Source organism: Burkholderia mayonis (genome assembly GCF_001523745.2).
Lineage (GTDB): Bacteria > Pseudomonadota > Gammaproteobacteria > Burkholderiales > Burkholderiaceae > Burkholderia > Burkholderia mayonis.
In genome coordinates, this window is the sequence record NZ_CP013387.1 from 188,321 (window position 1) to 214,049 (window position 25,729).

19 protein-coding genes and 4 pseudogenes are annotated in these 25,729 nt (G+C 64.0%); 17 read left to right on the top strand and 6 right to left on the bottom strand.

Annotated elements, in window-relative coordinates; translation table 11 throughout:
- The first annotated feature begins 203 nt into the window (after positions 1-203).
- The 9 genes and pseudogenes from WS70_RS19495 (at position 204) to WS70_RS19535 (ending at position 8,825) form a co-directional block, all read left to right on the top strand.
- Positions 204-1,685, top strand: coding sequence for an aldehyde dehydrogenase family protein (locus tag WS70_RS19495; RefSeq protein ID WP_059598124.1), 1,482 nt, complete (start codon positions 204-206; stop codon positions 1,683-1,685).
- 435 nt (positions 1,686-2,120) lie between these two features.
- Entirely contained in the window at positions 2,121-2,789 is a 669-nt protein-coding gene (locus WS70_RS19500) for a haloacid dehalogenase type II (protein ID WP_059470267.1), read from the top strand.
- A 64-nt stretch (positions 2,790-2,853) separates the two neighbouring features.
- The gene (locus tag WS70_RS19505) at positions 2,854-4,131 is read left to right on the top strand and encodes an NAD(P)/FAD-dependent oxidoreductase (RefSeq protein ID WP_059598125.1); all 1,278 of its coding nucleotides are present in this window, start codon (positions 2,854-2,856) and stop codon (positions 4,129-4,131) included.
- Positions 4,132-4,210: 79 nt separating this feature from the next.
- Positions 4,211-4,519: a (2Fe-2S)-binding protein gene (locus WS70_RS19510; protein WP_059470265.1), complete on the top strand. Its 309-nt coding sequence runs from the start codon at positions 4,211-4,213 to the stop codon at positions 4,517-4,519.
- Entirely contained in the window at positions 4,501-5,919 is a 1,419-nt protein-coding gene (locus tag WS70_RS19515) for an FAD/NAD(P)-dependent oxidoreductase (protein WP_059470264.1), read from the top strand. Before WS70_RS19510 ends, WS70_RS19515 begins: the two co-directional genes overlap by 19 nt.
- Complete coding sequence (locus WS70_RS19520; protein WP_203236027.1) at positions 5,919-7,070, top strand: NAD(P)/FAD-dependent oxidoreductase; 1,152 nt, start codon at positions 5,919-5,921, stop codon at positions 7,068-7,070. The genes WS70_RS19515 and WS70_RS19520 overlap by 1 nt, the downstream gene beginning before the upstream one ends.
- 10 nt (positions 7,071-7,080) lie before the next feature.
- Positions 7,081-7,566, top strand: a complete 486-nt coding sequence (locus WS70_RS19525; RefSeq protein ID WP_059598127.1) for a helix-turn-helix domain-containing protein — start codon at positions 7,081-7,083, stop codon at positions 7,564-7,566.
- 135 nt (positions 7,567-7,701) lie between these two features.
- Positions 7,702-8,101 (top strand): annotated as a pseudogene (locus WS70_RS19530) (hypothetical protein); the annotation flags it as partial.
- Between the two features lie 346 nt (positions 8,102-8,447).
- Entirely contained in the window at positions 8,448-8,825 is a 378-nt protein-coding gene (locus tag WS70_RS19535; protein WP_059470259.1) for a VOC family protein, read from the top strand.
- Between the two features lie 209 nt (positions 8,826-9,034).
- Here the strand turns inward: WS70_RS19535 and WS70_RS19540 are convergent, their stop codons facing one another.
- Both WS70_RS19540 and WS70_RS19545 read right to left on the bottom strand, forming a co-directional pair.
- Positions 9,035-10,054 (bottom strand): AraC family transcriptional regulator, encoded by a 1,020-nt coding sequence (locus tag WS70_RS19540; protein ID WP_059470258.1) that lies wholly within the window; start codon positions 10,052-10,054, stop codon positions 9,035-9,037.
- An 18-nt stretch (positions 10,055-10,072) separates the two neighbouring features.
- The gene (locus WS70_RS19545) at positions 10,073-10,525 is read right to left on the bottom strand and encodes a GNAT family N-acetyltransferase (protein WP_059470306.1); all 453 of its coding nucleotides are present in this window, start codon (positions 10,523-10,525) and stop codon (positions 10,073-10,075) included.
- 466 nt (positions 10,526-10,991) lie between these two features.
- On the opposite strand from WS70_RS19545, the pseudogene WS70_RS19550 reads away from it, so the two are divergent.
- The 4 genes and pseudogenes from WS70_RS19550 to WS70_RS19565 all read left to right on the top strand — a co-directional run.
- Positions 10,992-11,710, top strand: a pseudogene (locus WS70_RS19550) (ABC transporter permease).
- Positions 11,707-12,738 carry an extracellular solute-binding protein gene (locus tag WS70_RS19555; protein WP_059470257.1) on the top strand — a complete coding sequence of 344 codons (1,032 nt, stop codon included), beginning with the start codon at positions 11,707-11,709 and terminating at the stop codon, positions 12,736-12,738. The pseudogene WS70_RS19550 and the gene WS70_RS19555 overlap by 4 nt, the downstream one beginning before the upstream one ends.
- Before the next feature lie 670 nt (positions 12,739-13,408).
- Positions 13,409-13,717, top strand: coding sequence for an H-NS histone family protein (locus WS70_RS19560; RefSeq protein ID WP_059598159.1), 309 nt, complete (start codon positions 13,409-13,411; stop codon positions 13,715-13,717).
- Positions 13,718-13,836: 119 nt separating this feature from the next.
- Positions 13,837-14,518 (top strand): annotated as a pseudogene (locus WS70_RS19565) (transposase); the annotation flags it as partial.
- Positions 14,519-14,730: 212 nt separating this feature from the next.
- Here WS70_RS19565 and WS70_RS19570 read toward each other — a convergent pair.
- Positions 14,731-16,125 carry an amidase gene (locus WS70_RS19570; protein WP_059469779.1) on the bottom strand — a complete coding sequence of 465 codons (1,395 nt, stop codon included), beginning with the start codon at positions 16,123-16,125 and terminating at the stop codon, positions 14,731-14,733.
- Positions 16,126-16,539: 414 nt separating this feature from the next.
- Positions 16,540-17,511, bottom strand: coding sequence for a LysR family transcriptional regulator (locus WS70_RS19575; protein ID WP_059598128.1), 972 nt, complete (start codon positions 17,509-17,511; stop codon positions 16,540-16,542).
- 158 nt (positions 17,512-17,669) lie between these two features.
- On the opposite strand from WS70_RS19575, the gene WS70_RS19580 reads away from it, so the two are divergent.
- The 4 genes and pseudogenes from WS70_RS19580 to WS70_RS19600 all read left to right on the top strand — a co-directional run bounded on the left by WS70_RS19580 (position 17,670) and on the right by WS70_RS19600 (position 23,073).
- A complete protein-coding gene (locus WS70_RS19580) occupies positions 17,670-19,178 on the top strand; it encodes a M81 family metallopeptidase (protein WP_059598129.1) in 1,509 nt (502 codons plus the stop codon).
- Positions 19,179-19,493: 315 nt separating this feature from the next.
- Positions 19,494-20,489 (top strand): annotated as a pseudogene (locus tag WS70_RS19590) (alpha/beta hydrolase).
- A 288-nt stretch (positions 20,490-20,777) separates the two neighbouring features.
- Positions 20,778-22,856: a carbon starvation CstA family protein gene (locus WS70_RS19595; protein ID WP_059598130.1), complete on the top strand. Its 2,079-nt coding sequence runs from the start codon at positions 20,778-20,780 to the stop codon at positions 22,854-22,856.
- A gap of 10 nt (positions 22,857-22,866) precedes the next feature.
- Entirely contained in the window at positions 22,867-23,073 is a 207-nt protein-coding gene (locus WS70_RS19600; protein ID WP_059469902.1) for a YbdD/YjiX family protein, read from the top strand.
- Positions 23,074-23,211: 138 nt separating this feature from the next.
- Here the strand turns inward: WS70_RS19600 and WS70_RS19605 are convergent, their stop codons facing one another.
- Both WS70_RS19605 and WS70_RS19610 read right to left on the bottom strand, forming a co-directional pair.
- A complete protein-coding gene (locus WS70_RS19605; RefSeq protein ID WP_059598131.1) occupies positions 23,212-23,637 on the bottom strand; it encodes a transcriptional regulator in 426 nt (141 codons plus the stop codon).
- Between the two features lie 669 nt (positions 23,638-24,306).
- Positions 24,307-25,665: an aspartate aminotransferase family protein gene (locus WS70_RS19610; protein WP_059598132.1), complete on the bottom strand. Its 1,359-nt coding sequence runs from the start codon at positions 25,663-25,665 to the stop codon at positions 24,307-24,309.
- Positions 25,666-25,729 lie beyond the last annotated feature (64 nt).

The window sequence follows — 25,729 nt, forward strand, 5'->3', positions numbered from 1 at the left end:
GGAATGCATGAGGCGGGCCGCGTGCACTGCGTCGCGGGCGTGGCGCGAGGCGGCGGTCGCGACGCGGCTCCGGTTCGCATCGCACGAGGCGTTCGCATTGCCTGTGTCGCTTGCGGCGGGAGGTCGCGACGCCGCCGGGCACGGCGAAGCGTGTCGCCGCGCGCCTCGCCGCTCCCTTTCCCTACGTTTCAGGAACACACACGATGGATAGTTTCGATCCGGCGCGCGTCGCGGTACGCAGCGCGCATTTCATCGGCGGCCGGCATGTCGACGGCCCGGGCGTCATCGACGTCAAGCGGCCGTCGGACGGCGTCGTCTATTCGGCGCTGCCGGCGGCGGACGCATCGCTCGTCGACCAGGCGGTCGAAGATGCGTGGCGCGCGTTCAGGACGAGCGACTGGGCGCGCCGCGCGCCGCGCGAGCGCGCGCGTGCGATGCGTCGCTGGGCCGATCTGATCGAGGCGGACGTCGCGACGCTCGCGCCGCTCGAAGCGGTCGGCTCGACGCGCCCGATCGCCGATGCCGCGCGCTGGGACGTGCCGTTCACCGCCGAAGGAATTCGCTTCTTCAGCGAATACGCGGACCGCGTCGGCGGCGAAGTCGCGGCGACGCGCACCGACCATCTCGGGATGACGATCGCCGAGCCGTACGGCGTCGTCGGCGCGATCGCGCCGTGGAATTTTCCGCTCGTGATGGCTTCGTGGAAGGTCGCGCCGGCGCTCGCCGCCGGCAACGCGGTCGTGCTGAAGCCGTCGGAGCTGACACCGTTCTCGTCGGTGCGGTTCGCCGAGCTCGCGATCGAAGCGGGCATTCCGCCCGGCATCTTCAACGTCGTGCACGGCGATGGCCGCACGACAGGCGACGCGCTGTGCCGGCATCCGAAGGTGTCCAAAGTGACGTTCACCGGATCGAGCCAGACGGGCGCCGCGATCATGACCGCGTGCGCGCAGCACGGCACGAAGCCCGTGACGCTCGAATTGGGCGGCAAGAGCCCGCAGCTCGTGTTCGCCGACGCGCCGGATCTCGAGCGCGTCGCGCGTCGCGTCGCGGCGGCGATCGCGGGCAATGCGGGGCAGGTGTGCGTCGCGGGCTCGCGGCTCATCGTCGAGCGCAAGGTCGAGGCGCGCTTCGTCGGCGCGGTCGCGGCCGCGTTCGCCGAGCTGCGGGCGGGCGCGACGTGGGCGCGCGGCACGACGCTGCCGCCGATCATCTCGATGCCGCAGCTACAGCGGATCGACGGCATCGTGCAGCGGACGCTCGACGGCGGCGCGCACGCGGCGACGGGCGGCGCGTGGATCGAACTCGCGGGCGACGGCGCATTCTACGCGCCGACGATCCTGACGGGCGTGACGCCGCAGGCGGAAGCGGTGCGCGAGGAGATCTTCGGGCCGGTGCTGACCGTACAGACGTTCGATGGCGAAGAAGAAGCGCTCGCGCTCGCCGCGCACGACAAATACGGGCTGGCGGCGGGCGTGCATACGGCCGACGTGAGCCGTGCGCTGCGGATGATGCGCGGAATCGAGGCGGGCACGGTATGGATCAATCGCTACGGCCGCACCGCGGATTTCGTGATACCGACGGGCGGCTACAAGCACTCGGGAATCGGCAAGGATCTCGGGCGGCAGGCGTACGAGGCGAATCTGCGCGTGAAGAGCGTGCTGATCGATTTTGGCGAGCACGCGTGATGCGGGGCGGACGGCGAACGGCGCTCTGTGATTGGACGGTGGCCACGGCACGCGCCGGCGTCGCGATCGCGGCTTGTACATCGCTTGCCGCCGCCCGCGATGCAGCGTGCAAGCGGCGGCAAGCCGCCGAAACGCCGCTGAAAAGCGATCGAAAAATGCCGCGCCGCGGCCCTGAAACCCGCGCCGCATAGTGTGCTGCGCCGGCCGCGAAAAACGGCGGATTCTATGCTGCGCGACCGCCAATACAAGACAACTTGGCTTTTTGAAGGTGATTAAATGCTTGGCAACAGGCGTAGTCGACAGCGTGATCGCGGTGCGCCGCAGCTTCGCGACGACGAATGTCCAGCACGCGCTTCGCGCCGGTCGCCGCATGGTTTTCGCGTTTCGAATGGCCCCGTCGCACGGGTTCGATTTTGCTGACAACAGGACAAGGACATGACCCGTTTCAAGCCCAAATACATCACGTTCGATTGCTACGGCACGCTGACGCGCTTCCGGATGGGCGACCTCGCGCGCGAGCTGTTCGCCGGCCGCGTGAGCGCCGGGAACATGGAGCAGTTCGTCATGGATTTCGCCGCGTACCGGCTCGACGAAGTGCTCGGCGCATGGAAGCCGTACCAGGACGTCGTGAAGAACGCGGTCTACCGGACCTGCAAGCGCTGGAACATCGCATACGACGATGCCGAAGCGCAGAAGTTCTACGATGCGGTGCCGACGTGGGGGCCGCATCCGGACGTGCCGGAAGGACTCGCGAAGGTCGCGAAGGAGATTCCGCTCGTGATCCTGTCGAACGCGTCGAACGACCAGATCCAGCGCAACGTCGACAAGCTCGGCGCGCCGTTCCATCGCGTCTACACCGCGCAGATGGCGCAGGCGTACAAGCCTCGGCTGCAGGCGTTCGAGTATCTGCTCGACAACCTCGGCTGCGGCCCCGAGGACATCCTGCACGTGTCGTCGAGCCTGCGCTACGACCTGATGTCCGCGCACGACATGGGCATCGAGCACAAAGTGTTCGTCTCGCGCGGCCACGAGCCGTCGACGCCGTTCTACGGCTACACCGAGATCAAGGACATCGGCGGCCTCGCGGGCGTCGTCGGTCTGTGATCGGCGCGGACCGGCGTCGTGTGACGCCGGTCCGCAACCGTTGGCGAATCGTACGAAGGAACCGATGAAACTCGAATCGTACTGGCTGGATACGCGTCCCGCATTCGACGGAGGCTGCAATGCGCCCGTCGAAGGACGCGCGGACGTCGTCGTGATCGGCGGCGGATTCACCGGGTTGTCGGCCGCGCTCGAACTCGCGAAGCGCGGCGTGCAGGCGGTCGTGCTCGAAGCGGGGCAGGTCGCGGCCGAGGCGTCCGGGCGCAACGGCGGCCAGTGCAACACGGGGCTCGCGCAGGATTACGCAGCGCTCGTCGCGCGAATCGGCGCGCCGCGCGCGCAGGCGTTCTACCGGGCTTACGAGAGCGCGGTCGCGACGGTCGATTCGATCGTCACCGAGCATGCGATCGACTGCAACTTCCTGCGTACCGGCAAGCTGAAGCTCGCCGCGAAGCCGCAGCATTTCGAAGGGCTCGCGAAGACCTGCGAGCTGCTGCGTCGCGACGTCGATCCGAACGTCGAGCTGATCGAGCCCGCGCGGATGCGCGACGAAGTCGGCTCGGACCGTTTCTACGGCGGCCTGCTGCAGCGCACGGGCGCGCAGATGCACATGGGCAAGTTTGGCGTCGGGCTCGCGCGCGCGGCCGTCGCGCACGGCGCGCGGATCCACGAGCACGCGGGCGTCACGCAACTGAAGCGCCTCGACGGCGAGCGCTACGAGATCGCGAGCACGCGCGGCACGATCCGCGCCGATCGCGTGCTGGTCGCGACGGGCGCGTCGCAGTTCGGCCCGTTCCAGTGGTTTCGCCGCCGCATCGCGCCGGTCGGCAGCTTCATCGTCGTCACCGAGCCGCTGCCGAAGGCGCAGCTCGACCGCTTGTTCCCGCAGCGACGCGCATACGTGACGACGCGCCACATCGGCAACTACTTCCGCGTGACGCCCGACGATCGCCTGCTGTTCGGCGGGCGCGCACGCTTCGCAATGTCCAATCCGCGCTCCGACGCGAAGAGCGGCGACATCCTGCGCGCGGGAATGGCCGCGTATTTTCCCGAGCTCGCGAACGTGCGCCTCGACTATTGCTGGGGCGGGCTCGTCGACATCACGGCCGACCGCCTGCCGCGCGCGGGCCAGCACGAAGGGCTGTATTACTCGATGGGCTACAGCGGGCACGGCGTGCAGATGTCGGTGCATATGGGCCGCGTGATGGCGGACGTGCTGTACGGCGCGACCGCGAGCAACCCGTGGCGCGGGCTCGACTGGCCGGCGATGCCGGGCCATTTCGGGCATGCATGGTTCCTGCCGCTCATCGGCGCGTACTACCGCTTGCAGGACATCCTGCATTGATGCCGATGCCGACCGACGCCCGTTGCGCCGCTTCCAACCACGACGCTTTTCGCGCAAGCGAAGCGACTGGAGTGCACGCATGAAATCGCGATTTGTTCGGCTAGCCGAGACCGAACGCCGAACCGTGACGTTTCGCATCGACGGACGAAAGGTCGACGCGCTCGAAGGCGACACGTTGCTCGTGGCGATGCTCTGCAACACGGACCGCGTTCGGCAATCGGAATTCGGCCCCGAGGTGCGCGCGGGCTTCTGTCTGATGGGCGCTTGTCAGGACTGCTGGGTGTGGACGGCCGACGGCGAGCGCGTGCGCGCGTGCACGACGGTCGTCGACGCATCGCTCGACGTCGTCACGCGACAACCGGAGGCGCAATGGCCGAATCTCGTGTGATCGTCGTCGGCGCGGGGCCGGCGGGCGTGCGCTGCGCGGAAGCGCTGGTGCGCGCGGGCGTCCGTCCGCTCGTGGTCGACGAAGGGCGGCGCGACGGCGGGCAGATTTATCGTCGGCAGCCCGAACCGTTCGTGCGGCCGTATGCGAAGCTCTACGGCACCGAGGCGGAGCGCGCACGCAGCCTGCACGACACATTCGAGCGGCTGCGCCCCGTGCTCGACTACTCGCCGGATACGCTCGCGTGGAACGTGTCGGGCGGCGCGCTCTACACGATGCGCGCGGGGCGCTCATATCGGCATCCTTACGATGCGCTGATTCTGTGTCCTGGCGCGACCGACCGTCTGATTCCCGTCAAGGGCTGGCAATACGCGGGCGCATACAGTCTCGGCGCGTCGCAGATCGCGCTGAAGGCGCAGGCATGCGCGATCGGCTCGGAAGTCGTGTTCATGGGCACCGGGCCGCTGCTGTATCTCGTCGCGAGCCAGTACGTGCAGGCGGGGGCGAGCGTCGCCGCGGTGCTCGACACGTCGCTCGCGAGCGACCGGCTGCGCGCGCTGCCGAAGCTCCTCGCGCGCCCGGACGCGCTGTTCAAGGGGACGCGGCTCGTCGCGTCGCTAAAGGATCGCGGCGTGACGATCGAGACCGGCGTGACGCCCGTCGAGATTCACGGCGACGACGCGCGCGGCGTGTCGGGCGTCAGCTATCGCGATGCGCAGGGCGAAGTCCGCCGCATCGGCTGCGATGCGATCGCGCTTGGCTACCACCTTCGTCCCGAGACGCAACTGGCCGATCTCGCCGGCTGCGCGTTCCGCTTCGACGAACAGACGCGCCAATGGCTGCCGCAGCGCGATGAGATGGGGCGCGGCTCGGTCGAGCGCATCTATCTCGCGGGCGACGGCGCGCGGATCCTCGGCGCCGATGGCGCGGAGGCGGCGGGCGAGCTCGCCGCGCTCGCCGCATTGAACGACCTTGGCCGTGCGGTCGACGCACGCCGGATCGCCGCCTTGCAGCGCGTGCTCCAAAAAATGGACCGCTTCCGCGCGGGCCTCGCGCGGGCGTTTCCGTGGCCAGCGCGGCAGGCGGCGCAACTGTCCGACGACACGATCGTATGCCGCTGCGAGGGCATCAGTGCGGGCGAGCTGCGTCGCGTGATCCGCGACGAAGGCGCGTGCGAGGCGAATCGCGCGAAGGCGTTCAGCCGCGTCGGGATGGGGCGCTGCCAAGGGCGCTATTGCGGCCATGCGGCGGCCGAAGTGATCGCGGATGCGGCGAAGCTGCCGCTCGAGGCGGTCGGCCGGTTGCGCGGGCAGGCGCCCGTCAAGCCGCTTGCGATCGCGACGCATGAGATCGCGGACGCGCCGCGGACGCGCGCGACGGACGAAACAGTGGAGGAATCGTGATGCGGGCCGATGCGGATGTGGTGATCGTCGGCGGCGGTTTCATGGGCGCGGCGGCCGCGTTCTTCCTGCGGCAGCGCGGACGCTCGGTGATCCTGCTCGAACGCGCGCTGATCGGGCAGCAGGCGAGCGGCACGAACTTCGGCAACGTGCGCCGGCAAGGCCGCTATCTGCCGCAACTGCCGCTCGCGAACCGGTCGCGTGAGATCTGGGGGAGGCTGCCCGAGCTGATCGGGCACAGCGCGGAATTCCTGCAGACCGGGCACATCCGCGTGTGCTACCGGCAAGAGCAGGACGATTCATTCGAAGTCTATGCGAAGGAAGCGAGCCACTACGGGCTGAAGCTCGACCTGTACCGCGGCGCGGCGATGCGCGCGAAGTTCCCGTTTCTCGGTCCGGAGATCCTGAGCGCATCGCATTCGGAGAAGGACGGCCATGCGAACCCGCGGCTCGCCGCGCCGGCATTCGGCCGCGCGGCGGCGCGCGCGGGTGTGCGGATCGAGGAGAACACCACGATCGCGACCGTCGAGAAGGACGGCGACACGTTTCGCGCGACCGCCGTCGACGGCCGCGTGTTCTGCGCGCCGAATCTGCTCGTGACCGCGGGCGCGTGGGGCAGTCAGTTGAGCGCGCAATTCGGCGAAGCGGTGCCGATCGCGGTGAATGGTCCGCAGATGGCCGTCACGGAGCCCGTGCCTTACGCGATCCGGCCGGTGGTCGGCGTGTCGTCGCCGCACATCGAGGAAGTCGTGTATTTCCGGCAGGTCGAGCGCGGCAACATCGTGATCGGCGGCTGCGCGCGCGCGCCTGCGTATCTCGACGAACGCCGGGCGAAGGTGTTGCCGGAGAGCACGCTGCTGCAGTTCCGTCAGCTCGCGCGCGTCGCGCCGGCGTTGACGCGGCTGAACATCATCCGCGTGTGGAGCGGCGTCGAAGGCTACATGCCGGACGATCGGCCAATCATGGGGCGCAGCGCGAAGGTCGACGGCCTCTATTACGCGTTCGGTTTCTGCGGGCACGGCTTCCAGCTCGGACCCGGCGTCGGCGACACGATGGCTGAGCTGATCGACACGGGCGCGACGAGCACGCCGATCGAGCCATTTTCGATCGCGCGCTTCGTCGAGCCGGCCGCGGTTGCGCACGCGGCGACGTGACGGAGCACGCATGGCGAACGTTCCGGATCGCATTGACGGCGCCGCACCCGCTGCGGCGCGCCCCGGGGCGCGCCCCGTGTCGCGCGCCGTGCGTTGCGCGCTGCGCTTCATCGACACGCACTTCGCGCAGCCGCTCAATCTGCACACGCTCGCGGACGTCGCGGGCCTGAGCGTGTCGCGATTCGCGGCGCGCTTTCGCGACGAAGTGGGCCTGTCACCGCATCGCTATCTGTGCCGCGTGCGGATACGTCGCGCGCAGGATCTGTTGCTGCGAGGCATGCCGCCTTCCGTCGTCGCGACCGAAGTCGGCTTCTTCGACCAGAGCCATCTCGGCCGGCATTTCCGGCGGGCGGTCGGGCTCACGCCGTGCGACTACGTCGCGCGGCCTGTCGCGCAGCTCGGCGAACCGAATCTGGATGCGCCTGACGATGCGCCCGCGCTTACGAGCCGCGCGCGTGCGGCTCGACGCCTGCGCACGTCGCCCGTTGCCGGATAGTCGTTTGCAATGAGCATTTCGCAAATCAATGTTTGTTCCGCTTCGGGCGATTCCATAAGCTTGGCGTTTCGTCGGTCGTGCGCGGCAACGCTTGTTCGAGAGGCTTCCGCCGATGAATCGTCGCGCTTTCCCGCCGCCGTTCGCCGCCCGCCGCCGCGCGTCGGCTCGCCTGCGTCGCTCGGCACTGTCGTGCAGCCCGATTCGCCGGTGCGCGACGTCGCCGACCTGAAGGGATGGACGGTTGTCGTATCGTCCGCGCGCGGCAGCATTTCGCAGTACCAGCTAAACGGGCGGGGCGCTGGGCGCTCGCGCATCCGGACGATCATGCGAAGGTCAATGCGTCGCTCACGCGTCTGTCGCTCGACACGGCCGCCGACATCACGCGCCGCTCGGCGCTCGCGTAGCGGGCGTTCGGCGCGGCCGACGTCGCGGCGCAGCAGCCGGTGGCCGATCGCGCGGTGCGCGACGCGATCCTGCCGCGCCGTGCCGCGTCGACATCGCGTCGATCGCGGTGCAACGCATCGGCGTCGCTTGATCCGCGAGCGGCCTTCGTTGCAGCGCGATGCGATGCCGCACGGCGCGCGGCTTATCGGCCGCTCTGGCGATAAGCGTCGGCTTCGATGATCGAGACGCCGCGCCGGCCCCGCTACGCATCGCGCCGTCGAATCAGGCCGTTCCCGATCGCTGTCGTTTCGATGAAATCCGTCTGTTCGCCGGTCGGCGTCGCGCGCGCTGGTAGGTTGCGCCGACATAGACGTCGCGCTTTCGCAAGGACAGCTTCTTCCGCCGAAATTTCGCACCTCGACCTATTCTTGTATTCGGAGACGATTCTCGCGATCCGGGTGCGACTTACATGGGGTCGCATTCGGCAAGGAGACGACATGAGTGCGCAACTGAACCATACGATCGTCTGGTGCCGCGACAAGCGGCGCTCGACGCAATTCCTGATGGACATCCTCGGCTTGCCGAAGCCCGTTACGTTCGGCCCGATGCTGGTCGTGTCGCTCGCGAACGACGTGTCGCTCGATTTCTACGAAAGCGGCGGCCCGATCTCGACGCAGCATTACGCGTTCCTCGTCGGCGACGACGAATTCGATCGCGCGTTCGCGCGCATTCGCGAACGGGGGCTGACGTACTGGGCCGATCCGGCGAGGCAACGCGCGGGCGAGATCAACACGCACAACGGTGGCCGCAGCGTGTATTTCGACGATCCGGACGGACATTTCCTGGAGTTGCTGACGCGGCCCTACGACGTGTGAACCAAGCTGTTGATCCGTCGAGTCGAACGATCGCATCTTTGCCGTGGTCACTCGGGCCGTCGCTTCGGGCGAGGCGTTCATTGTTGACTACGGATTTGAAATTGCCGAACGCGATCTCGAACGGGCGCGCCGCGAATGCGCTTGCCGTTGCGGCGCCGTAAAGTGCCGAGGCGCGATGATAGCGCTCGAGTGATCGCGACGGGCCAGGATCAATCGACAGTGACTTTTGACCAGCGCTTCATTGCCCGGCTAAACGCGGATGTGTTCTTGTATCCTAATCTCGCCGCAATCTCCTTGGTCGTGAACTGATTTTCAGCAAGATATTGTGACGCGATATCGCGGCGCACCAGATCAAGCAAGGCGCTGAAGGATGTACCCATTTCCTTTAATTTACGCTGCAAACTGCGCGGCGACATTCCTAGCTTTTCTGTAAACCTGGCCACATCTTGGTACATCGGATTCTCGTACATTACTCCGAGTAATCGCTCGACGAGATCGGCAGGTACCCAATGTGACAGCTCGAACTCACGCTTGACGCAAGCTTTTCTCGCGATCTCAAATTCAATCGAATGTGCAAGGGGTAATTTTGTATTTAACAGGTAAGCGTCGAATTCCAGAAAATTATTCCCCGCCTCAAATATCACCTCGCATTTGAATATGTCAGCGTAAACATCGGCATGAGGAGGAGGGGGGAAGGCAAGTCCGACTCGCTTGAATTCCGGAACCCGCCCTATTAGGTCGATCATTTCCCGTCTTACCGCAGCGAGGCACATATCGGTATTGAGAACTAGAAGATCAGTACGATAGGTGTACTCGCCAACGGTAACGCGTGCAGTATCCCCATCCACGTCTAGCGATATCCGAAAATAGCTAATCGCCAGAAGCGGATGGTCGTACGCCAGCCGCATCGCATCACCCAGCGTCGGGCTGACCAACATTGCATGCCCTCTGAGACCATATGCGGTTACCGGTATTTCGCTTCCAATATGAAGTCCGATAGCCGAGTTCCCAGTCGCATCGAGTGCATTCGCAAACAGCACCATTTCTTGAGCGTGCGTTACCATTGCGTTCGCTTGCTCGACCTCTGCCGGTGAAATGCCGGTGTCCCTTAAAAGAACTTCGGCGGGCACACCCATCTCGTTCATCACGTTGAGCGCGATGATGATGGTGTGAAGTGGCGCGGGGCGCTGCGCAGCTGTGCGACTCGACACGTTGGCTACTGGCTTCATCTGAATCCTTCAGGTGGTTCAGTATTTTAGTGATTTCGTGAATATGACCTGACACCCATATTCGTCCAATCCGCCGCGCGTCCAACCGAGGCGTTGATAGAAGCCATCAGCTCGCGAACCTGGATCAGTGACCAACGTAGCTTGTTCCGCACCGTTGTCTTTCAGCCATTTCAACGCACGCTCGAGCAGTTCACGTCCGACGCCCATTCCGTGAAAGGAAGGTCTCACGAAGAGCGCGCAGATAAACGGCGTAGCGGTAATGACAGGAAGGCATACTCCGGCTGCCTCGCCTCGAAATTCGCAGATCCAGCCGCCCTCTTGCCTGATCTGCTCGATCAGAAGATCTCGATCAAGCAGATGGATCTGATGTGGGTGTATCCGATTTTCCCGTACGGAGAACCGCACGTCGTAAAACATTCCGATATCGCTTTCTCTCATGGAGCGGTATTCCAGTTTGTCGGCCATGGTCATATTGATTATCATCACTCTTTTCATAATGTGAAATATTCGAGCGCTAACGCTGAAGCGCCAGAGTCAGTGCTGTAATTGTTGCATAGATGCCGCAGCTGTTCCGTATCGGTGGTTCGAAGCATAAGCTTTGCTACCGGACATCACTCAGTGCATACGAGCCAGCACGACAATTGCGATATCACTACCACAGGTTAATAAACGAATTAGTACGGGAAAGCTGCGTGACTCTCGGGCAATAATCAGTCTGAGAATATTTTGCTATGTGAAACATAGGGGGTGATTGATGCCGGACTGATTATCTGTAACAAATTTGACGCTTAGGGATAACAGATTGGCGCGTTCAGCACAGACGCGCCCTATAAATATGACAGCCAATTTGCTATGCTTTCTATCCGATGAGCTGACCGATTCGAGGTAATTGGTGGTTTTTCGAATATTTATTCGAAATCGACTTAAATCATGGCGAGTGATTTGTGATCCGACAGTACTCGTCACAATTTTCGGCGTCGTGATTCCGTTTATCGTCCTAGCAGTCGCATCGCTTAGCGCCCCGCTCGAATTTGGCGGTATGGCGTGGGGGGGGGATTTCACGATCCGTGCATATGAACGAGTGGCATTCGATCGGGATTGGGACGGCTCGCTCGTGCTCCAGCAAGGCTACGTAAACATCTTTCTTCGTCTTGTGATTACCCACGATTTGATGGTGTTTTCCATGTTCGCATTCGAAGTTGGCTTCGTTGCAGTCCTGTTTGCACACGTGGTCTTTTGCGTGCCGCTCGCGTATCTCACGATCAACGCCCGGGTGAAAACGATCGACCGCACATTGCTCGAAGCCGCTGCCGACTTATCGGCGCCTCCGTGGGCGGCATTTCGACAAATCATCGTTCCTTTGGCTTTGCGCGGCATCGTCGCGGGCGCTCCGCTTTCGTTCGTCGCGTCGATGAACGACTACGTCATGAGCTATTTCCTGGCTGGGGCCGGCATGACTACCTTGCCTATGTACATCTTCAGTGCGTTGCAGATCGGGACTACACCGAAGGTAAGCGCCATTTCAACGGCGGTTATCGCGCTTTCATCGGCTCAGTTGCTCGCGGTCTGGGCTCTCGGTATGCGAGGAGAAAAAAGGGCGCGCCTGAATTATCCGAAACGTACCAATCGAACGTCCAAACAATAGGAACGGTATGAAAAAAATAGTTGGGGCAATGTTGCTTCTTGCTGCCGGTAGTGCGGCGGCCGCTGAGCTTCACATCGGGAGCTGGCCGGATTATCTACCCGACACGCTGATCAAGAGGTTTCAGGCAGAGACAGGGATCAAGACGACACTCGACACGTACGCGAGCGATGCGGCGCTGACTCAGAAACTGCAGTCTGGCGGAGGCGGGTACGATGTCGTGATCGCCGGAGACTACTACGTGCCCGTGCTCGTGAAATCCGGACTCCTGCTTAAGCTCGACAAGAGCAAGTTGCGGAACATCGCGAACATCAAGCCGGAGTATCGACACCCATCGTTCGATCCCCAACGGGATTATGCGATGCCATATACGGTCGTGTTGACCGGTTTTGCCTACGATGGTGCACGCGTACCCGGTGGAAAACTCGATGACAGCTGGAAGTCCTTTTTCGATCCGCCTGCAGAATTGCGCGGGCAGATCGGCGATCTGGACGTCGAAGAGGAACTGTACATGGCCGCGAGCTGGTATTTGGGACAGGACGAATGCACCGAAAACCCTGCCGATGCGAAGCGCGTGCTCGAGGTCTTGCAAAAGCAGAAGCCATTCGTGAAGACGTATAGCAACGATGGAACGATCGATCGCCTCGCCTCCAAGCAAATTACGGTACAGCACATCTGGAGCGGCGCCGCTGCACGCGCCCAGGAGCGTCTTTCGACTGTCACATTCGTGTATCCGAAGGAGGGCGTCCGTCTATTCATGGATAGCCTGCTCATCCCGGCGAAGGCGCGGAATGTCGATTCGGCTTATCAGTTCGTCGACTGGATGATGCGGCCTGAGAATATCGCTCAAGTGACGAACGCCGTTCGCTATAACAGTGAGATTGTCGGGGCCGACCGCTACGTAGATGCGGCGCTGCTGAAGAACCCAGCGATCAAGACGCCGGACTCATACAAAGAGCGGCTCAAACCATACAAGCTGTGCTCACCAACAGCGATTCAGTTGCGAAACAAGGTCTGGTTGAAGTTGAAGGGAAATCGATGAACTGCGGCGGCGCCCGCCGATTGCTGAAAAGGCGGGCTTTGCCGAGGGAAGGAAATTGACCGCTACGGCGACTCGTTCAGTTACCTGGGGCGAAGCGAGTCGTCTTGACCAGAGATCCGAGATGAAGCGGCCGCGGGCGATGCTGTGAACATTGCCCACGGCCTAACCTGGGTGTACACATTGAGAGACCACCATAGCTGCCCGTATTCTACGGCAACATTTGTGTCGTCGCATGTTCACAACGGTGACGATTACCTATGAGCACAAGCGATCCACCCAACGTGTCCGATCTTCGACAAGGGCGCTTCGTTGCGCGATCACGCTGTCCCGACGAAATAGAGCAGTGCTCATGGACCGTTCACACCAAGTGCGTCGAGCGCCGTCGCTTCGCGACCGCCGGTTCAGCGAGATTTCGATTCTCCACTCCAGATGCACTCACGTCTGGGCGTTCGCCCGTACCGTGTAAGCGATTCATAACCACATCGCTTGCGTAGGTCACCGCCTGCTGCTCTCCGATCTGCCTCGGAGCAGGCGGTTTTGCGATCGTCGGTCTCGACGATCGCCTTTTTATTCCTATCGTGCGGACCGGAGCCGTCCGCCCGGAATTGCTCGGCCAGTGCGTCTCGCGACGAGTGCGCATGCCGGGACGACTGCCTATTGGAGATTGACCGTGGCAACCTATGAAGAACTGAAGGTGAAACTCGATGCACTCAATAAGGAAGCCGAAGCAGCCAGGCAGCGAGAGATTTCAACGGTCCTGTCGGATATTCGAGAGGCAGTGTTGAGATATGAGATCCGACCTGAGCAGATTTTCCCGACGTGGACGAGATTGCGTTCGCCCGAAAGGAGACGTGGCCCGCTCCCCTCAAAATATCGAAACCCGATGACGGGACAGACGTGGAGCGGCCGAGGCCGAGTGCCGAAATGGCTTGCCGGTCCGTCGCGCGATGATTTCCTCGTCGATCGGCCGACGCCGTAAGCCACTGGGCCTCGGCGCGAATTTCGGGCCGCAGAAATGGCTGCGCAAATTCGGACAGCCGGATAAGTGGAACGCCCGGGGCCTGAGCCAGCGATAATGCGGGTGAGGGAACCCAGAGGATGACGAAGAGAAACCGGCGGACGCATTCGGCGGCGTTCAAAGCAAAAGTTGTACTGGCAACGATCAAATGTGAGCGGACACTGGCCGAATTGGCGCAGCAGTTCGATGTACATCCGAACCAGATCACAGAATGGAAACGGCAGCTGCAAGAGTGGGCGGCGGACGTGTTCGGTGCAGCCGGCACGTCCGCGAATGAGCCGCCGGTAGATCTGAAGGCGTTGCACGCGAAAATCGGGGCAGTAGTCGCTGGAGAAAGTTTTTTTAGAAGGTGCGCTCACCAAGGCGGGATTGCTGAGCGCAAAGCGATGATCGGCCATACGCGTGCGCTGCCTGTTTCGCAGCAGGCCCGGCTCGTCGGCATCGCGAGATCGAGCGTATATTGCCGGCCGCGGCCGGTGAGCGAGGCGGATCAGTTGTTGATGCGGCGGATCGACGAGCCGCACATGGAGTCCGTTTGCCGGCGCGCGGACGCCGGTGCGTCTCTTGCGCCGCGAGCGCCATGAGGTCGGCAGTCGGCGCGTGCGCATGCTGATGAAGCGCACGGGCGTGGAAGCGCTGTGCTGCAGGCCGGACACGCGCCATCGCAATGCAGAGCACAAGATCTGGTCGTACCTGCTGCGCGGTATGAAGATCGACCGAACCAATCAGGCGTGGGCACTGGACAAAACTTACATTCCGATAAGCTGTACAACCGGAAACGGTCCCATTCGAGCCCGGCGGATCAGACGCCGGATGACGCATACTTCATGACGCTGCCTGCGATCAAATCGGCGGCATGATTGCCTCGGACGTTTCACTTAAAAATCTCAGAAAACTACCCGAGCGAGCGACGCTACATTTTGATGAGTGTGCACTTCGTCAAAATCTTTTGTGGATCCGCATTGAGAATGCCATTAATACGCCACGTCGACGGGATGATTTGCATGCCAGCTGGTCGCCGATTGGTATGCAATGGACGCGTTCACCAATGCCGCTTCAGTAAAGGGCGCGCCGATCAACTGGAAAACAAGAGGCATATTGTTAGCGGAGATTCCACACGGCAAGACCACCGACGGCACGCTCGCCATATTGAACGGGCACGTGAAACGGTGGATGTCGGCAATAAGCTCGTCGTCGATTTTCGACATGCGCTCAATCGTGGGCACACCGGCGGGCAATACGGGCAGCGCCACGACATCGACTCGATCAAACAGCGCGAGCAGCCTTCTACGGAACCCCCGACGGCGCAGCAACAGTCGCTGGTACTGGGTGCCCGACAGCGCGCGCCCTTGCTCGATCAGTGCGGCGAGACTCGGACCGTATTCATTGCTGCGGGATGGGTAGGTTACTTCATGCGCGACCGCCGTTTGCACCGCGCAAACCGGAAACCAGTCCCAGATCATCTCCTCGACGCTTGGCAGGGCAATCTCGACGATCGTGGCGCCAAGGTCGGAGAGTGTCGCAATGGCATCGGATATGGCCGCAGACGTCGCATTGTCAAGGCGCGCGCCGAGCCACGTCGTGTCAACGCCGAGTCGAACGCCTTCGATGTGGCGGCAAGGTTCGACGGGGAATTGAGGCACGGGCCGGGTCGACGTAGTGGGATCGGCAGGGTCCGTGCCGGCGACGGTCTGAAGGACGGCCGCAGCATCGGCGGCCGAGCGTGCGATCACGCCGACGTGGTCAAGCGTCGAGGCCAGCTCGAATGTTCGATGGCGGGATACGCGGCCCCATGTCGGCTTGATGCCCGTGACGCCGTTGGCCGCGGCGGGCAGGCGGATCGAGCCGCCAGTTTCGGACGCGAGCGACGCGTAACAAAGGCCGGCAGATACGGCAACCGCGCTGCCACTCGACGATGCCCCCGGCCAATGGCCCGCATGCCAGGGGTTGCGTGGCGTCGGAAAAGGCGGCCGATGCTCGGCATAAGCGCCTTCCGTCATAGCCAGCTTGCCAAGAATCACAGCGCCCGCCTCGCGCAGACGCCGGATGACTGTGGCGTCTTCTGTTGCGACGGCATCGGCGTGAATACGCATGCCGGCCGTTGTTGGAACGCCTTTCATGTCGAAGATGTCTTTCACGGCGATGGGCACGCCATGCAACGGTCCGCGATTGATTCCCCGCGCGATTTCCTGGTCGGCGCGGTCAGCCTCGGTGAGCGCCGAAGCTGACGTCACCTGGATGTATGCGTGCAGGAATGGGTCGAGCGCGTCGATACGCGAGAGCATGGTCCGCGTAAGCTCAGTCGCGGAAAGTAGTCGGCTCTTCAGCATCGACGAGATCTCGGTCAGGCCTAAGTGTGCGATTTCCATGATGATATTAATTCTATTTATACAGGGGGATTTATAAATTACATTGAGGAGGATGAGTTGGCGGGTCGCTCGATTCATTTGGCGCGATCTTGGGTTGCAAATCGGATCGACGAATACTCTCAAGCATGCTACCGCATTTCTTAAGCATTCATGTTGAAGTTGCTCGTCTTTCGCAGGTGCTTATTTGGGTTGAAAAATTCTGCGGATATGATGCCGGCTATTGGATATCTATCACTATTCCGTGTGAGATTTAACAATCATGATCGAACGGATCGATACTATTGGAAAGGTTAAATGTGAGCATGCGATATATTGGCAGGATGTTATTCGCCGAATATATTGCCGATCAGAATCAATCATACAACCAGACGCGTCGAGAGATTTTCAGGCATCGTTGATTCAACAAGTTTTTGGTCAAGTCGGCGTAGGCTTGCCGTGTCGACCCGTTCGTCTCCCATCGCCGTCGCCGGCAGCCGGCGCCGAAAACACCGCCAACCGAGTCTCGATCCATTTGAGCAATTCGAGCGGACCGGGCGCGAGCGGCCGTCCCGACTTGACGAGCACTCTCGCATGCGTCTCCTCGAATAGCGGATGCGCGATCGGCACCGTCGTCAGCTCGCCGTTCGCGATCTCCCGATAGGCGGCGAATTCGCCGATCAGCGTGATGAAGTTCTCCGCGGTGACGATGCGCTTCAAGGCCGTCAGCGAATTCGTCGTCAACGTCGGCCGGATCGCGACGTTCTCGGCCAGCTCCAGCATCTTCACCACGTGACCGATGCCGAACGTCGGCGGCATCAGCGCGAGCGGGTACGCGCGAAGATCGTCGATGGTCGCCGGCCGCTTGCGCCGCGCGAGCGGGTGATCGCGCCGCAGCAACAGCACGACCGGCTGCGGCGAGCTCGCGCGATACGCGATCTGCGGATGGGGCGGCGGATTGTACGCGAGCCCGATGTGTGCGCGGCTATGCGCGACCTCTTCGAGAATCGAATCGACCGCCAGCATGTCCACGCCGATCGCGAGCTTCGGGTATGTCGCGCAGAACGGCGCCAGCACGTCGTCGACGAGCGTGTCGACGAAGCCTTCGCTGACGACGATCCGGACGTGCCCCTGCTGAAGGTCCTTCAGCACGTGAAGCTGGTCTTCGAGCTTTTCCTGTTGCGACCGGTAGCCCCGCCAGAACTCGAGCAGATGCGCGGCGGCCTCCGTCGGCCGCACGCCGCGCGCCTGCCGCTCGAACAGCGCGGTGCCGAGCTCTTCCTCGAGCAGCCTGATCTGCCGCGTGATGACGGACGGCGACGTGTTGATGTGCTCCGCTGCGCCGCGAATGGCGCCGTGCGTCAGCACTCCATGAAAGTACCGGAGACGCTGATGGTCGATGTCTCGCATCGGGGGCTCCCGTGTCGATCTGTCGTGGCTCACGAGTCAACGATATGTGAACTGAGTTGCTCTTGCCAGTGGCGCCACGCGCTGCCAACATGAACGCCATGCAGCGATCGTCCGACGAAGGCAAGCACGAGATGCCGTCCTCCATACGGAAAAGCGAAATGAACATTCTGATTGCAGGCTTCCAGCACGAGACCAATACGTTCGCGCCGACGCGGGCGTCGTATCAGAGCTTCGTTCGCGGCGAAGGCTTTCCGCCGCTGGCGCGCGGCGCGGACGTGCTGTCGCTGCGCGACGTCAACGTTCCGGTCGGCGGCTTCATCCGGGCCGCTCAGGCGAGCGGACACGTGCTGCTGCCCGCGATCTGGGCGGGCGCGTGCCCGTCCGCGCACGTCACGGCCGACGCGTTCGAGCGGATTGGCGGCGAGATCGTCGCCGCGGTCGAGGCGGGCGGGTTCGACGCGATCTATCTCGACCTGCACGGCGCGATGGTCACCGAGCAGCACGACGACGGCGAAGGCGAGATCCTCGCGCGCGTGCGGCGGATCGTCGGCGGCCGGATGCCGATCGTCGCGTCGCTCGATCTGCACGCGAACGTCACCGCGCGGATGGCCGCGCACGCGAGCGCGCTCGTCGCGTATCGCACCTATCCTCACGTCGACATGGCGGCAACCGGCGAGCGCGCCGCGCAGGTGCTCGAGCGAATCGTGTCCGAGCGCCGGCCGCTGCATTGCGCGATGCGCCGGCTGCCGTTCCTGATCCCGATCAACGCCATGTGCACGCACGCGGAGCCTGCATGCGGCGCGTATCGATTGCTCGCGCAACTCGAAAAGGATGGCGTCGTATCGATGTCGTTCGCTCCGGGCTTTCCGGCAGCCGATTTTCCGGAATGCGGGCCCACGGTGTGGGCGCACGCGTTCGACGGCGATGCGGCCGAGCGCGCGGTCGACGCGCTGTGTGCGAAACTCGTCGACGACGAAGCGCGCTGGAGCGTGCCGTTCCTGATGACCGACGCCGCAGCAGCCGAAGCGATTCGCCTGAGCCGCGGCGCGACGAAGCCCATCGTCATCGCCGACACGCAGGACAACCCCGGCGCGGGTGGCGACGCCGACACGATGGGCATGGTGCGGGCGCTGCTTCGCCACGCGGCGACGGACGCGGCGGTGGGCGTGATCTGGGATCCCGACGCCGCGGCCGCCGCGCACCGCGCGGGCGTCGGCGCGCGCATCCGCCTGCGCCTCGGCGGCCGCTCTGGCGTGCGCGGCGATGCGCCGCTCGCGGCCGATTTCGAGGTCGAGCATCTGTCCGACGGGTGTTTTCGTTTCGACGGCCCGATGTTCAACGGCGCGCGCGGCGATCTCGGTGCGGTGGCCTGCCTGCGCATCGACGGCGTCAGGATCGCGGTGAGCACGAACAAGATGCAGACCTTCGAGCGCAACCAGTTCCGTGTCGCGGGCATCGAGCCCGAGCGGATGCGGATCGTCGTGAACAAGAGCTCGGTTCATTTTCGTGCGGACTTCGAAGCGATCGCCGAGGCGATCCTCGTCGCGAAAGCACCGGGGCCGATGGCCGCCGATCCCGCAGACCTCGCGTGGACGCGCCTCGATCCGGACATTCGCCTCCGGCCGAACGGGCAGACCTTCGCGGCGTTTCGCGCGGCGATGCGTTAGTTCGTTTCTGCTTCCATTCGATTGCACGTCACCGGCGCGCGCGACGTTCGCCTGTCGGCCCGGTTCGCGCCTGCCGTTCCGCGAATGCGGGCGCGGCCCGCGTGTCCGGTGACGCCGATGGTTCGCAGTCCGTCGATTCGATGCATTGCTTCGTTCCGGGAGACCGGGCGATGCCGCGCAATGCCGATCGATCGCCTGTTTACGCGGCGCGCCATGCGCCGCGCATTTTGCCGCCGCGTGCGATTCGGCATGTTCCGGCAACCTTGAAGGAGGACTGATCATGTCCAATGCGATAACGTCCGGCGCCGTCGGCTGATGGGAACCGCGCTCGCGGGCGTCAGCGTGATGAACCTCGGTCTCGACGGGCTCGCCCGCGCGCAGTCCGCGCTGCGATCGACGGGCGCGAACGGCGCAATGGGCGTTTCAAGCGCCCCGAACACCCCGAGCGCCGCGACGTTCGACACGATCGATCAGATCGACGCCGGCCCGCTCAACGTCGGCTACGCGCAAGCCGGGCCGAAGGACGGTCCGGTCGTTATCCTGCTGCACGGATGGCCGTACGACATTCACAGCTTCGTCGATGTGGCGCCGTTCCTCGCATCGACCGGCTATCGCGTCGTCGTGCCGTACCTGCCGGTTACGGCTCGACGCGCTTCCTGTCGGACGGCACGCCGCGCAACGGCCAGCAGGCGGTCATCGCCGCCGCCGTCGTCGCGCTGATGGATGCGCTGAAGATCGATCAGGCCGTGCTCGGCGGCTTCGACTGGGGCGCGCACGGCGGCCGTCGTCGCGGCGTTGCGGCCGCAGCGATGCAAGGCGCTCGTATCGGTGAGCGGCTATCTGATCGGCAGCCAGGAGGCGAACCGCAAGCCGTTGCCGCCGAAAGCCGAGCTTGCATGGTGGTATCAGTTTTACTTCACGACCGAGCGTGGCGCGGCCGGGTATGCAGCGAACCGCGACGATTTCAACCGGCTGATCTGGCGGCTCGCGTCGTCGAAGTGGCAATTCGACGACGCGACGTACGAACGCTTCGCGCAGTCGTTTCGAAATCCGGATCACGTGGCGGTCGTCATCCGCAATTACCGATGGCGTCTGGGGCTCGCGCAGGGCGCGCGTCGATACGACGCGCTCGAGAAGCGTCTCGCGGCCGCGCCGGCGATCTCGGTGCCGACGATCACGCTCGAAGCCGACGCCAATGGCGCGCCGCACCCTGAGCCCGCCGCTTACGCGAAGAAGTTCACCGGCAAGTATCTGCATCGCGACGTCGCGGGCGGCATTGGACCCGCTTCGCCTGCCATCAGGCCCGGGTGAAGGACCGCGATTTCATCTTCACGCGGTTCGCGTCGTAGCGCGTCCGTGCGCGGGCGGTTTTCTTTGTCGCCGTTCGGTTTTATATTCCGACGAATCGAACGGCGCTCGCCCCCCTCGCAAACCCGTACGCAATGCTACGTAGCCGCCGTACGTAGTCATGCGCTTGTTAGGTTTGTTCCGAAGGCGAACAATATGGCCCCATCGCTACGTCCCGACGGAGCGTGACGCTTGCCGTCGTTGCGCGCGGCCGCCCGCCGCGCATATTTCGAAAAATAGACAGGAGACGCCATGAATCGGGCTTCCAGTTATCTGCTCTGGATTGCAGTCGCGCTGCTCGGCGCGTTCGCGTTCGGCACGATCGCGCTTGCGCACGGCGAGCGGGTCAGCGCGCTGTGGATCGTGATCGCCGCCGTTTGCGTGTATTTGATCGCGTACCGCTTCTACAGCCGCTTCATCGCGAGCAAAGTCGTCCAGCTCGACGGCCTGCGGATGACGCCCGCCGTCAAGTTCAACGACGGCCTCGACTACGTGCCGACCAACAAGTACGTGCTGTTCGGCCATCATTTCGCCGCGATCGCCGGCGCCGGGCCGCTCGTCGGCCCCGTGCTCGCCGCGCAGATGGGCTACACGCCGGGGATGCTGTGGATTCTCGCGGGCGTCGTGTTCGCAGGCGCGGTGCAGGATTTCATCGTGCTGTTCATCTCGACGCGCCGCGACGGCCGTTCGCTCGGCGATCTCGTCAAGATGGAGCTCGGCACGGTGCCCGGCGTGATCGCGCTGTTCGGCGCGTTCCTGATCATGGTGATCATCCTCGCGGTGCTCGCGCTGATCGTCGTGAAGGCGCTGACGAACTCGCCGTGGGGCACGTTCACCGTCGCCGCGACGATTCCGATCGCGCTCTTCATGGGCATCTACACGCGCTACATCCGGCCCGGCCGGATCGGCGAAGTGTCGATCATCGGCTTCGTGCTGCTGATGGCGTCGATCGCGTACGGCCAGCACGTGCACGATTCGCCGGCGCTCGCCGCGTGGTTCACGTTCAGCGGCACGGAGCTCACGTGGATTCTGATCGGCTACGGCTTCGTCGCATCGGTGTTGCCGGTGTGGCTGCTGCTCGCGCCGCGCGATTACCTGTCGACGTTCCTGAAGATCGGCACGATCGTCGGTCTTGCGATCGGCATCCTGATCGTCGCGCCCGAGCTGAAAATGCCGGCGCTGACGAGGTTCGTCGATGGCACGGGCCCGGTGTGGTCGGGTAATCTGTTCCCGTTCCTGTTCATCACGATCGCGTGCGGCGCGGTGTCGGGCTTCCATTCGCTGATCGCGTCGGGCACGACGCCGAAGCTGCTCGACAACGAAACCAACGCGCGCTTCATCGGTTACGGCGCGATGCTGATGGAATCGTTCGTCGCGATCATGGCGCTCGTCGCCGCGTGCGTAATCGAGCCGGGCGTCTACTTCGCGATGAACGCGCCCGCGGCCGTGCTCGGCGCGACGCCGGAGGCGGTCGCGCAGACCGTCACGCAATGGGGCTTCATGCTGACGCCCGACATGCTGACCGAAACCGCGAAGGCGGTCGGCGAGACGACGATCATCGCGCGCGCCGGCGGCGCGCCGACGCTCGCGGTCGGCATGGCGCAGATCCTGCATCAGGTGATCGGCGGCCAGGCGATGATGGCGTTCTGGTATCACTTCGCGATCCTGTTCGAAGCGCTCTTCATCCTGACCGCGGTCGACGCGGGCACGCGCGCGGGCCGCTTCATGCTGCAGGATCTGCTCGGCACGTTCCATCCGGCGTTGAAGCGCACCGAATCGCTGCCCGCGAACCTGATCGCGACGGCGCTCTGCGTCGCCGCGTGGGGCTACTTCCTGTATCAGGGCGTGGTCGACCCGCTCGGCGGCATCAACACGCTGTGGCCGCTGTTCGGCATCTCGAACCAGATGCTCGCCGCGATCGCGCTCGTGCTCGGCACGGTCGTGCTGTTCAAGATGAAGCGCGAGCGCTATGCGTGGGTGACGATCGCGCCGACCGTGTGGCTGCTGATCTGCACGCTGACGGCCGGCTGGCAGAAGGTGTTCGACGCGAATCCGAAGGTCGGCTTCCTCGCGCACGCGGCGAAGCTGCAGGCGGCCGCGGCCGAAGGCAAGGTGCTTGCGCCGGCGAAGTCGCTCGCGCAGATGCAGCGGATCATCTTCAACGACTACGTCGACGCGGCGCTTGCGGGGCTCTTCATCCTCGTCGTCGTGAGCATCGCGGCGTACGGCGTGATTGCGGTCGTGCGCGCGCGGCGCGTCGAGCAGCCGACGTCGCGCGAGACGCCGTACGAGCCGATGCCGGCCGCGCCAGCGCTCGGCAGCGGGCGATAAGGAGGCTGCGATGTTCTCCGATCTCGGCGGCGAATTGCGCACGGCGGGCCGTTATCTGGGGCAGGCGTTGCGGCTGATGGTCGGCCTGCCCGATTACGACGGCTATGTCGCGCACATGCGCGCGACGCATCCCGATCGTCCGGTGATGTCGTACGAGGCGTTTTTCCGCGAACGGCAGAACGCGCGGTACGGTTCGGGGGCGGGGAAGTGCTGTTGACGGCGTAGTTCGCGGGCGGTGGTGCTTTCGCGATTTCTGCGATAAAGGAAAAGCGTCATGGCGTAAGCCGTGGCGCTTTTTTCTTTTGCGGTTTTGCTTTGCGGAACCGAATCGATCGAGACGCACGGCTGCGGCCGCTCAGCGGCGTTTCGGCGGATCACCGTAAAAATGCTCGATCAATTCCTGCATCAAATAGCGCTGATGCGGCGACAGCGCCTCGATTTTCGACGCGAGTTCGATCGTCTCCGGCGTCGGCGCGTATTTCTCGTTGCGCCGCAGCGGTTCCGACGTCTTGCTGCCGGGCGCGCCGGGCGGCGGGCCGTAATGGAGCCAATGCAGGTCGACGTGCAGCCAGTCGGCGAGCGTGCGCAACTTGTCCGGCGTCGGGATCGTGCGGCCCGTCAGCCATTTGTGCGCGGTCTGCGGCGAAATCGGCAACGCGCCGCGATGCCGCAGGTTGAAGTGCAGCGCGAGGGCGGTCGCACCGGGGATTTTCTCCGGATTGCGCTTCAAGGCGAATTTGAGGCGTTCTGCGAACGCCGCTTTTTCTTCGAGCGTCGGCATGGCCGCATTGTGCGGCTGCACACCCTCGATGCGGACAACCAAATAAGATATTAATATCTGATATGAGATAAATTTGGCTTGGCGCTGAAAGGTCGTCCAGGTGTTTTTGGTCGCCAGATTGCTTGTTTAAATAGTGTTTATTCTTTTTTGAGGTGTGTTGTGTTTTTCGATTGTCAGGTTTTAATTAACTCGCATGAGATAATCGATGCGCCGTTTAGGCGTTCGCGCAAACCGGCATCTCGTTTTATGCCGCCCCATTTTTCTACGGCATTGCGCGACTGCGCCGCGCGTATTGATCGCTGTCGGCGCGGCTTTCGCACGTTCCGACGCGGATTCGGAATCGAATTATCGATCTTGCCATAGTTGCCAGCCTCGAAGAGGCCACGCAACAATGTGGCGAGTGTTTTGTTTGTGGCAGCGGATTGCTTGCGTGGCTTCGTTGCCGGGAGGCGGGGCGTTTGCGACGCGTGTACATGCGGCCGCGCGCCGCCGTGGAGTGACCGGTCTGCGGCAAGAACGGCCCGCGCAACGGCGGCTTGATCGTCGCACGCCGACGCGCACCTCGATGCCCGTCCGCCGGACGGCCGCCGAGTCGGCCGATCGCGACGCAACGCATGTCCGGTGCGCGTTCCCGCAACGCGCACGCACGCGCCACTCGCGCAACGCCGCTCAAGTCATCTCGCCGACGCACGCGTCGAACGCCGCGATTAGCCGATCGACGTCGTCCTTCGTCGTTTCCGGGCACACCAGCATCATGTTGTGGAACGGCGTGATCAGCACGCCGCGGTTCAGCAGATACAAATGCACGATGTGCTCGAGTTCGCTGTCGAGCTGCTTCCCGGCGTCCGTGCCATTGCGCGGCGGCGTCGGCGCGAACTGGAATTCGGTGCGCGCGCCGATCCGCGTCACGCACCACGGCAGCCCGCGTCGCGCGATCACGTGTTCGAGGCCGGCCGCGAGCCGCTCGGCGAGATCGAACATGTGCGCGTAGGCGGCGTCCGTCATCACGCCGGCGAGCGTCGCGCGGATCGCGCGCATCGCGAGCATGTTCGCGGTCAGCGTCGTGCCGATCCCGGAGTGGCCAGGCGGCGCGCTCGCCTTCGCATGCTGCGCGCGCTCGGCGAACGACGCGCTGAAGCCGTACACCGCGCACGGCACGCCGCCGCCGATCGGCTTGCCGACGACGAGCAGATCCGGCTCGAGCCCGTGCGCGGCCGCATAGCCGCCGGGGCCGCTGCTGATCGTGTGGGTTTCGTCGATCGCGAGCAGCGTGCCGTAGCGGCGCGTCAGCTCGCGGGCTGCGCGCCAGTAGTCGGGATCGGGCAGCACCATGCCGATGTTCGTCATCGCCGGCTCGGCGAGCACGCACGCGACGTCGCCGTCCTCCAGCGCGGCTTCGAGCGCAGCAAGATCGTTGAATTCGACGACGCGCGTGTACGCGAGCAGATCGTGCGCCTGGCCGAGCAGGCTGTCGCGCTGCACCGGCTTGCCGTCGACGAGATCGACGAATATGTCGTCGACGGTGCCGTGATAGCAGCCGTTGAAGACGACGATGTGCTTGCGGCTCGTCGCCGCGCGCGCCCAGCGCAGCACGAAGCGGTTCGCGTCGCTCGCGCTCAGCGCGAACTGCCAGTACGGCAGCCGGAAGCGGCGCGCGAGCTCCGCGCCGACCCACGCGGCATCCTCGCCCGGCAGCATCGTCGTGTAGCCGCGCGTCGCCTGCTCGGCGAGCGCGCGCGCGACGGGCTCGGGCGCGTGGCCGAACATCGCGCCCGTGTCGCCGAGGCAGAAGTCGACGTAGCGATGACCGTCGATGTCGGTGAAATGCGCGCCGCGCGCGTGATCGACATGCAGCGGGAATGGCGTCGACCAGTCGCGCATCCAGTGCAGCGGCACGCCGAACAGCAGGTGTTGCGCCGCTTCGGCGGAGCGTGCGCGCGACTTCGGCATCGCCCGTTCGAAGGCGTCGCGTTCGCGTGCGAGGAGCGTGCGTGCGCGCGCCAGGTTGACTCCGTGGCGGATCTCCAAGTTTGGCTCCTAGTGCGGGGGGAAATGGAATCGCGAAACATTGACGAAAGCTTCGCATATTCGT

Bases quoted from the DNA above. Each gene is read 5' to 3' on its own strand.
- WS70_RS19495 (WP_059598124.1), top strand. From the start codon at position 204: ATGGATAGTTTCGATCCGGCGCGCGTCGCGGTACGCAGCGCGCATTTC.
- WS70_RS19500 (WP_059470267.1), top strand. From the start codon at position 2,121: ATGACCCGTTTCAAGCCCAAATACATCACGTTCGATTGCTACGGCACG.
- WS70_RS19505 (WP_059598125.1), top strand. From the start codon at position 2,854: ATGAAACTCGAATCGTACTGGCTGGATACGCGTCCCGCATTCGACGGA.
- WS70_RS19510 (WP_059470265.1), top strand. From the start codon at position 4,211: ATGAAATCGCGATTTGTTCGGCTAGCCGAGACCGAACGCCGAACCGTG.
- WS70_RS19515 (WP_059470264.1), top strand. From the start codon at position 4,501: ATGGCCGAATCTCGTGTGATCGTCGTCGGCGCGGGGCCGGCGGGCGTG.
- WS70_RS19520 (WP_203236027.1), top strand. From the start codon at position 5,919: ATGCGGGCCGATGCGGATGTGGTGATCGTCGGCGGCGGTTTCATGGGC.
- WS70_RS19525 (WP_059598127.1), top strand. From the start codon at position 7,081: ATGGCGAACGTTCCGGATCGCATTGACGGCGCCGCACCCGCTGCGGCG.
- WS70_RS19535 (WP_059470259.1), top strand. From the start codon at position 8,448: ATGAGTGCGCAACTGAACCATACGATCGTCTGGTGCCGCGACAAGCGG.
- WS70_RS19540 (WP_059470258.1), bottom strand. From the start codon at position 10,054: ATGAAGCCAGTAGCCAACGTGTCGAGTCGCACAGCTGCGCAGCGCCCC.
- WS70_RS19545 (WP_059470306.1), bottom strand. From the start codon at position 10,525: ATGACCATGGCCGACAAACTGGAATACCGCTCCATGAGAGAAAGCGAT.
- WS70_RS19555 (WP_059470257.1), top strand. From the start codon at position 11,707: ATGAAAAAAATAGTTGGGGCAATGTTGCTTCTTGCTGCCGGTAGTGCG.
- WS70_RS19570 (WP_059469779.1), bottom strand. From the start codon at position 16,125: ATGGAAATCGCACACTTAGGCCTGACCGAGATCTCGTCGATGCTGAAG.
- WS70_RS19575 (WP_059598128.1), bottom strand. From the start codon at position 17,511: ATGCGAGACATCGACCATCAGCGTCTCCGGTACTTTCATGGAGTGCTG.
- WS70_RS19580 (WP_059598129.1), top strand. From the start codon at position 17,670: ATGAACATTCTGATTGCAGGCTTCCAGCACGAGACCAATACGTTCGCG.
- WS70_RS19595 (WP_059598130.1), top strand. From the start codon at position 20,778: ATGAATCGGGCTTCCAGTTATCTGCTCTGGATTGCAGTCGCGCTGCTC.
- WS70_RS19600 (WP_059469902.1), top strand. From the start codon at position 22,867: ATGTTCTCCGATCTCGGCGGCGAATTGCGCACGGCGGGCCGTTATCTG.
- WS70_RS19605 (WP_059598131.1), bottom strand. From the start codon at position 23,637: ATGCCGACGCTCGAAGAAAAAGCGGCGTTCGCAGAACGCCTCAAATTC.